General features: G+C 34.0%; 1 protein-coding gene. It reads left to right on the plus strand.

The window, feature by feature from the left end; translation table 11 throughout:
- On the plus strand, positions 1-194 hold a 194-nt coding region (locus tag RMT89_RS42180; protein ID WP_315889052.1), incomplete at its 5' end, for a hypothetical protein.
- Positions 195-294: the final 100 nt, after the last annotated feature.

Here is a 294-nt window from a genome sequence, read left to right on the forward strand (position 1 = left end):
GACTTGGCGACGGCTGGCATTTTTATACTGACAATACTGGCAATAGCTATTTAACGACAACAGGTGAAGAAGATCGAATTAACCCCGGTTTAACTCGTCAAGAAAGAGAAAGTTGCATAACTGAAAATGGATCTATAAAAGAAGAAATTAGAGCTGGTGGTATAGGCACTCTTTGTATCATCAATTCAAATTAAACAACAAAAAGGAAAAGTGAAATGAATAATATGAAAAAAACAACAATCGCATTAGCAGTAAGCTTACTTACTATTAGTTCAATAGCACAAGCAAACTATT

This window comes from Streptomyces sp. P17 (assembly GCF_032436805.1).
Classification (GTDB): Bacteria; Actinomycetota; Actinomycetes; order Streptomycetales; family Streptomycetaceae; genus Streptomyces.